The 8,232-nt window shown below is 35.1% G+C and carries 6 protein-coding genes; 4 read left to right on the top strand and 2 right to left on the bottom strand.

What is annotated here, in order from left to right:
• Window positions 1-26 precede the first annotated feature (26 nt).
• Entirely contained in the window at window positions 27-1,817 is a 1,791-nt protein-coding gene (locus tag ACQRBN_RS17245; protein ID WP_427740327.1) for an aminopeptidase P family N-terminal domain-containing protein, read from the bottom strand.
• 136 nt (window positions 1,818-1,953) lie between these two features.
• Window positions 1,954-3,306: a peptide MFS transporter gene (locus ACQRBN_RS17240; protein ID WP_427740326.1), complete on the bottom strand. Its 1,353-nt coding sequence runs from the start codon at window positions 3,304-3,306 to the stop codon at window positions 1,954-1,956.
• Window positions 3,307-3,719: 413 nt separating this feature from the next.
• On the opposite strand from ACQRBN_RS17240, the gene ACQRBN_RS17235 reads away from it, so the two are divergent.
• From ACQRBN_RS17235 to ACQRBN_RS17220, 4 genes are read left to right on the top strand one after another with little or no spacing between them, the layout of a single operon-like run.
• On the top strand, window positions 3,720-5,387 hold the full coding sequence (locus ACQRBN_RS17235; protein ID WP_427740325.1) for an ABC transporter ATP-binding protein: 1,668 nt from the start codon (window positions 3,720-3,722) through the stop codon (window positions 5,385-5,387).
• Between the two features lie 3 nt (window positions 5,388-5,390).
• Window positions 5,391-6,851, top strand: a complete 1,461-nt coding sequence (gene ccpM / locus ACQRBN_RS17230) for a Cys-rich peptide radical SAM maturase CcpM (RefSeq protein WP_427740324.1) — start codon at window positions 5,391-5,393, stop codon at window positions 6,849-6,851.
• Window positions 6,844-7,917 (top strand): TIGR04066 family peptide maturation system protein, encoded by a 1,074-nt coding sequence (locus ACQRBN_RS17225; RefSeq protein WP_427740323.1) that lies wholly within the window; start codon window positions 6,844-6,846, stop codon window positions 7,915-7,917. Before ccpM ends, ACQRBN_RS17225 begins: the two co-directional genes overlap by 8 nt.
• A 13-nt stretch (window positions 7,918-7,930) precedes the next feature.
• On the top strand, window positions 7,931-8,188 hold the full coding sequence (locus ACQRBN_RS17220; RefSeq protein WP_427740322.1) for a peptide maturation system acyl carrier-related protein: 258 nt from the start codon (window positions 7,931-7,933) through the stop codon (window positions 8,186-8,188).
• Window positions 8,189-8,232 lie beyond the last annotated feature (44 nt).

Genomic DNA, 8,232 nt, shown 5'->3' with positions numbered 1-8,232 from the left:
ATGAAAAAACCCCCGTCCCCAATTGACTAAATCGCTCTGGTATATTCTTTCAGCCATTCTCTTTCTTCATCAGTCAGATGTGGTCCGATCTTCTCATATACATCTTTATGATAATGATTCAGCCACTCGCGCTCATCCCTGTTCATCTCTTCCGGATCAATTCCGTCTAAGTCAATCGGGGCGAATGTAATGGTTTCAAAATACATGAACTGTCCGTACTTATTCTGAACGCCTTTTCTTACGATGAATTCATTCTCGATACGGATACCAAACTGCCCATCTTCGTAGATACCTGGTTCGTCGGTAATTACCATGCCTTCTTCTAACTGATGATGCTCATTTTTGCTTGGAACGACATACCAGCGGAAGCCTGTCGGTGGCTCGTGGATATTGCCAAGATAGCCGACGCCGTGTCCGGTTCCGCACTGGAAATCAAGATCCAGATCCCAGATAGGTCCTCTTGCGAGAATATCAAGATTATATCCATAGCATCCATATAAGAATTTTGCGCGTGACAGACGCATCATAGCGCGTACAACTGCGGTGAAGTATTTCTTCATCTGCTGGTCTACAGAGCCGAGGACGAATGTTCTGGTAATGTCCGTAGAACCTTCATAGTATCCGCCGCCTGTATCATTTAAGAAGAATGCTCCGGATTTCAATTCTACATCGGATTCTTCGGATGGAGAGTAGTGCATCATAGCTGCATGATCATCAAATGCACATAAAGGCTCGAAACTGTCACGGATATATCCTTCCTGGGCTGCACGGAATTCCGTTAATTTTGCTGCGGAACTTAATTCGGTAATAGGCTCTTTGTCGTAACGTGTCTTTACCCAGTGCATGAACTTGGTAATTGCGATACCGTCTTTGATATGTGCGGCTTTGATATTCTCTAACTCTACATCATTCTTCATGGCTTTCATAAGAATGGTTGGGTTTGCTGCTTCTACGATCTTACAAGGAATATTTTTATACAATGCATAATTCATCTTCATAGGATCAATCATGGTAACGCTGTCCTTGTCCAGAGACTTGATATCTTCGTAAATATCATTATATGGATGAATATTGACATTGTTTTTCTTCAATTCCTCATGAATCTGGTCATTCAGTTTGCTGTCATCTACGTATAACTCTACACTGTTCATCGTTACGATAGCGTAGGAGAGCAGCAGTGGGAAGAAGTCAACATCATCACCACGGATATTCAGAAGCCAGCATACGTCATCCAGAGAAGCGATAATATGTGTATCGGCACCATTCTCTTTGATTGCCTGGCGGACACGGATCAATTTAGAAGCAGTGCTTTCACCGGAGTATTTCTCTTCCAGGAAGAATGCAGGTTTCTTGGACAGAGACGGACGATCCTCCCAGATTGCGTCAATCAGATCGTCTGAATAGTTGATCTTGATATTCTTTGTTGATAATGCTTCTTCATATTCCTGACCTTCGCCCATAGAAAGTACACGTCCGTCGAAACCAACGGTTCCTCCTTCTGGGATACAATCACACAGATATTCTGTAATAGAAGGAGTGTCGCCCACGAACATCTTCATCAGGCGGATACCGCTTCCTTCCAATTCATTGGTTGCCTGGAAGAAATATCTTCCGTCGGTCCAAAGTCCGCCATCATCTTTTGTGATAACAGCAGTTCCGTAAGAGCCGCTAAAGCCGGTAATATATTTCCGTGCCTTAAAATGTTCTCCTACATACTCGCTCTGATGAAAATCAGCAGTCGGAACAACGTATGCGTCAATTCCCTTTTCAGCCATCAGAGAACGAAGTCTTGCGATTCTTTCTGCTACAACGGTCATAATTCATTACCTCCTTATGCATTTTTGAAATAAATTATAGTTTTTACAGAAAATATGCAGTTTCCTGTAGAAAAAAAGACTCCCGGGAATCCGGGAGCCCTTTCCTTTGAAAAAGACAATCTTTTTATGTATTGGTTTATTTGCCGCCAACCATCTCGTCGAATTTCTTTGTAAATGCTAACATGATAAATCCACATGCCATAATAAGAATTGTAACGATACCGTAAGCTTTCACAAATGAGAAAGTAGCAAGCCAGTTGTAAAGCGGACCATAACCAAGACCAGCGAAGAAGATAACCAATGGCCATACACCAAGCATTGTTCCAAGAAGCTTCTTTGGAGAATACTTATTGATGAATGAGTTGCCAAGAGGTGAGAAGATAACTTCGCCAAAGGTCATACAAACTGCTGCAAGGATAATTACCCAGATACCTACCGGATCTTTGGTTCCTTCGCCACATAAGAAAGCAGCGAGTACCATGCTTGCAGGAGTAAGACCAAGGATAATAATACCAAGAGCTGTCTTGGTGAACATACCCCAGTCGCCCTGTGGACGCTGTTTCATCTTAGCCCAGATTCCTGCGAATACAGGACAAAGAACGATACAAAGCAGACCGTTTAATGAATCAAACCATGAAGTAGGCATCTGGAAACTTCCGATGTTCCAGTTTGCCCATCCTTGTCCAGCCTGTTCAATCGGACCAAACTCGTAGTATACAGGCATGTAAGCCATGTACCAAATTAACCAGAAGATACCGGAGAATACAGTTACGATCAGGATTGCGATAACACGGTTCTTCTCAAGTTTTGTAAGAGGAGCATCATCGCTTGCAGTTTTTGCGCTCTTTTCTTCACGACTATCATGCTTGAATGGCTTTTTACCAGCATCGCCGAAGAATCTCGTACCGAAGAGCCACCATATAACGTCAAGGAATAGAGCAACGCCACAAAGAAGGTACATTGTACGGAAACCAGGTCCCTCTGTAGCAACCAGACACAAGAATGTTGTTCCACAGAAAGAACCGATATTAACAAACATGTACTGAATGTTAAAAACAGAATCCAGAGTGTCTGGATCAGCTAATGGGAAAAGACGTCCGTTAATACCGGATACATTACCCTTAAAGAGACCTGTACCGATAGCTAATAAGATAATCATTGCCCACATCATGGATTTGCTCTGTGCCTGCCAAGCGCATAAGTATCCAAGTCCCATGAGAATCTCTCCAATTGGAACCAGAAGCCTAGGACTTATCCAACGGTCAGCAATATATCCACCAATAATAGGTGTGATATAAGTCCATGCTACCAACTGGGAACTCATTACGGCACCTTCAGCGGTTGTAAGTCCAAGTCCGCCTTTTGCTGCTTCCAGTGCAACGAAAACAGCAACCCCCCACTTAGCTGCGTAGTATGCGAATCTTTCAAGAGTGAATGAAAAACTACACACATAGAAACCAAATGGCCATTTCTTTTTTGTTGATGACATAAATTTCACCCTCCAATTAATTTTTTTGTTTCTATCCTTATTAATAATAACCAAACAAAGATAAAAACCATAATAAATATATCATAATTTAGACTAAAGTACAACTGGAAGTTAAGAAAAAGTTAATGAATATTATTAAGTTTTTTTATAATTTTAATATGATAAAATGATGATTTGATAATAAGAGAAAGTGATTTCTAATTACAATCAGGCGGATATTTCTGATTAAGGTTTGTTATATTTTGAATTGCTTATTTAGAAACCGGATGTGACTATAATTATTTTGTCTACAATAATTTTCTGTGAGATATTATTTGATAATGCGTCAGTTTTTGATGAGATGTGTGTTAATTATATAAATGGGAATGTATAACGATAGTGTTTGGATCTATTTATATTTGTGAGGCAGTAAGGTGGAGCGGAAAAAGGTTGAAGTTGTAAAAAAATTAACTGGTTTATTACGACCATTTCGGGGAAAAATAGTCACTATTTTGTTATGCCTTATTTGTACGGCTTTTTTGAATTTATTAATACCTTTATGTACAGAATCATTAATGGATAGGGGGTTCTTGAATAATAATTTTCATGTAGTGGTTAATGTTTCGTTAATATTACTTACCATCCAATTTATAAATATTCTACTTGGAACCATTAAGGAGAAAATTAGAATTTCTATTGAAAAAGATATCATTAGTAATTTGTCAGAGCAGGCATATCAGCATCTGCTAAAATTAAAAATTAATTATTTTGATAATAAAAATAGTGCTGAAATATTGCAGAACACATTAACAGATACCATGAAAATAGGGAGTATCGCGAGTCCACAATTGTTTTTAGCAGTTACTCAGATATTGAATTTTATTGGTGGAATTATTGGATTGTTGCTCATTAGTTGGAAATTGTCTTTTCTCGTTTTGCTATTTATACCTTTGAAATATATCGCAGTATGTTTTTTTGCAAAGCAAAGACTGAAAGCCACTGAAAATTATATTGATAGTTATGGAGACTATGCGAAATGGTATGGAAATGTATTGGCGGGAATGAGAGAAATTAGAACTTTGGATTTGTCTAAAAAGAAGTATGCAGAATTTAAAAGAAAATGTAATGAGTTTCTTGAAAATAGAAGAAAAATGATGTGGTTAGATACTATGGATGGAAATATAAATACATTATTAGTTCAAATTTTAATAGCGGCTATTTATATTTATGGTGCGAATGAGGTCTTTAATTTTCAAATTAGTGTGGGTGGCTTTTTTGCTTTCATTTCGTTCAGTGGGTATGTAACAGATCCTATTGCACTCTTTATGGGGATTTTTTATTCATTCTCAGATATTATTCCGTCTAGTAAGAGATATTTTGAGTTTTTAGATTTAGAAGAAGAGGATAATAGAGGGGGATGGTTAAATGAAGATATTGAAAAGATTGAATTTGAAAATGTAAACTTCTGTTATAAATCAAATGAAGAAATCTTAGAGAATGTATCGTTTGTAATTAATAAAGGAGATAGGATTGCGATTATAGGCGAGAATGGCGTTGGAAAGACAACAATATTATTATTGCTTTTGCGGTTTTATGAACCGAACTGTGGAAGGATTTTAATAAATGGAAAAGATATCAGGAATTATATGATTACCAGTTATCGGAAAAAAATTTCTGTGGTGAGTCAAAGGGTATATCTTTTTAATGACACATTAAGGAATAATATATGCTTGGGAGAAAACCTGGAAAAGGCGCAATTATACGATATATTGCGAAAGAGTAATTTAACAGAGTTTTGTGATGAAAATAAGTTGGATAATCTTGTGGGCGAAAATGGTATTATGCTGTCTGGTGGGCAAGTTCAGAAAATAGCTTTGGCAAGGACTTTGGCACAAAATAGGGAAATCTTGATATTTGATGAAGTTACGTCTAATATGGATAAAATATCACAAGAAAATGTTAGCGAATTAATTAGATCTAAAAAGAAACAAAATATAATTATATGGGTTACTCATGATCCAGAATTCTTAAAACTGGCTGATAAAATTATTGTTGTAGAAAATAAAAGACTAGTTGTAAAAAATAATAAAGAAAGAAGGTAAAATATGAAAAACGATACGCCTTTTATTCATTTGTTTAAAACTCCTCTGGGTTATTATTTATATGATATTAATACGGAGAAAGTATTAAAAGTAGATCATATGGTATATGAGTATTTAGAAAATCCAGGAAAAAATGTTGATGAAGATACCATACAAAAAATAGCACAGATGAAAAAAGAAGGATATTTGAAGCCCGATAGGGTAAAGGTAACAGAACACCCATATACAGAATTTTTTCCCTATGCGTTGCAGAGTAAAATTGGAAATATGGTATTACAGGTAACACAGAATTGCAATCTTAGATGTGAGTATTGTATTTATTCGGGAAATTATAAAACACGTGGGCATTCCCATAAGAGAATGTCATTTGAGACTGCGAAAAAGGCAATAGATTTTTTTATTGATCATTCAAGAGAGCAAAACGAATTGTTTTTGGGATTTTATGGAGGCGAACCATTACTTGAATTCGAATTGATAAAAAAATGTGTTGATTATATAGAAAATATAGGAGATGGGAAAAGAATAAAGTATGTGATAACAACGAATGCTACGCTTTTGACAGACGAGATAATTGATTATTTTGTAGAACATCAGTTCATGATAACAGTCAGCGTGGACGGACCAAGAGAGATTCATAATCGCAGCAGGATTTTTGCTAATAAGAACGAAGGTTCTTATGACGTTATGATAGATAACATCAAAAAAATTAAGAAAAAATCTTTGTATTATTATAAGGAGTACGTCAGATTTAATACGGTTATGTTAACTGAAGATGGATTTTCTTGTGTTGATGATTATTTTCGTGGTGATGAGTTGTTTTCGGATTCATTTTTTTCCATGAGTACAGTAAGTACTTCGTATGCCAAAAAAGAAGGAAAAGTTTCAGAGAGATTTATTCAGGAACAACAGTATGAATTGTTTAAAACTTTTTTGGCGAAAATGGGTCGTCTTGATAAAAAGCACGTTTCCATTTTGTTAAACAGAAGTTTTGATCATCTTAGAAAAATGGAAATGACAAAAGTGGATCGTGATAAATTACCTGATAAGTGGCATAGAGGAGGACCTTGTATTCCAGGGGTAACAAGAGTATTTGTTACAGTAGAAGGAAATCTGTTGCCGTGTGAAAAAGTATGTGAGATTTCTGATATAGCGAAAATAGGTTCATTGGATAAGGGGTTCGATTTGGCTAAAGCTGATCAAATGCTTAATGTGGAAAGATTTACAGAGGATATTTGCCAGAATTGTTGGGCATATACGGGCTGTTCGTCATGTATCAGATATTGTGATAATAATGAGGGAAATATTTGTCAGAATATGTTAAAAGGATGTGAACAAATTAAAAGCGCATTGGAAAATTCTCAAAAGGATTGTGTGGTTTTGAAAGAATTAGGATATGATTTTGAACTAGATACAGTAATTGGTAATCCGGAAAATATTTTTAGTGAGGAATTGTTAAATGTATAATATAGTAATTTATCCTTATGACGAAACAATAAAAAATACGTTGTCACATATAAATGATGATATTTTTAAAATTGTAGGAATAGTAAGCCCAAAAGGGTGGGGATATTATGGACGTTTATTGGAGATAAGGGAAGAGAAAATAATAGTAAAAGCCAATTTTTCAGAGATAGGGGAAGAATTTGATGGCATATGCTTTGTGAATAGTCGATTTCAATTAAATTTTGAAAATTATTTTTTGCCCATTTTAATGGAATGTCGAAAAAGAAATAAAGAGGTGTTTTGGTGCAGAGAATACGATGAAAAAGAACTGAACATTGTAAAATCATATATTTCTGATGAAAAGTTACATTCTATTATTAGCGACAAACCAATGCTTGATGCTGGACAAATGGTTTATGATATAGGAACTCCCGTAGTTTTCATTGTGGATATATTTGCAGGATTGAATGTATATGATTTCCAATTTTATATTTATGAGGAATTAAAAAAACGAGGATATGCGACGAAATTAATTTCCTCAAGGAAAGAGATGGGATTAGTGGAATCTATAGACACAATACCAGAATTCTTATTTAGCAATTACTGTAGTATAAAGGAAAAAATAATAAAGATTAATCAATATATTAAAATGCTTGAAGTTATAGAAAATCCAGACTTAATTGTAATGGGAATTCCAGGAAATTTATTTGAAGTTAGTAAGAAATTAATGGGAGACTTTGGTAGCAGTGCATATTTAATTACAAGAAGTATTTGCCCTGATTATGTTATTTGTAATATACCTTATTTTGCGGATTTTGAAAATAAATATGAATATTTGGGGGGATTTGTTGAAAAACGTTTGGAAACAAGAGTTGACGCGTATAATGTTGTGGCGAAATATATGGATGTTTTGGCATCCGAGGGAAGAAGAGAGTTTGATTACTTATCTCTGCCGATGGAGTTTGTGGAAGAACGAATAAAGATGAATGAAAAAGTATATTGTTTGCAAAAACGTTCAGAGATTTCAAGGATTGTTAATGATATTATATTCAAATTAGAGAGTTATGCTGAAATCGAATTGATGTAGAAGAGGGATGTTTATGGATACTGAAAGTAAATTGATGCAAATATTCAAAAAGGTTGGTATAGACTTCGAAAAAAATATATATTTAAAAGATGAAAATGTATTTGGAAGTAAAATAAGATTAAGTGCCAGGGATTTGTTGATTGTATTTTTTTGGATTGAAAGTGTATTTAAAATACGAATTCCAGAAGAATTGATTGTAAATGGAGATTTTGATACCTATGAGAAAATATTGAATACTGTTGAAAAATGTCAGGGAAAAAAATCATTATAATTATGTATGGATTATGCAATTTTTGTAATTGCCCATAAAATATT

This window comes from Bariatricus sp. SGI.154 (assembly GCF_050313795.1).
Classification (GTDB): domain Bacteria; phylum Bacillota; class Clostridia; order Lachnospirales; family Lachnospiraceae; genus CAMBRQ01.
The sequence above is the reverse complement of the archived record's forward strand: the minus strand, read 5'-3'. Positions and strand labels throughout refer to the sequence as shown.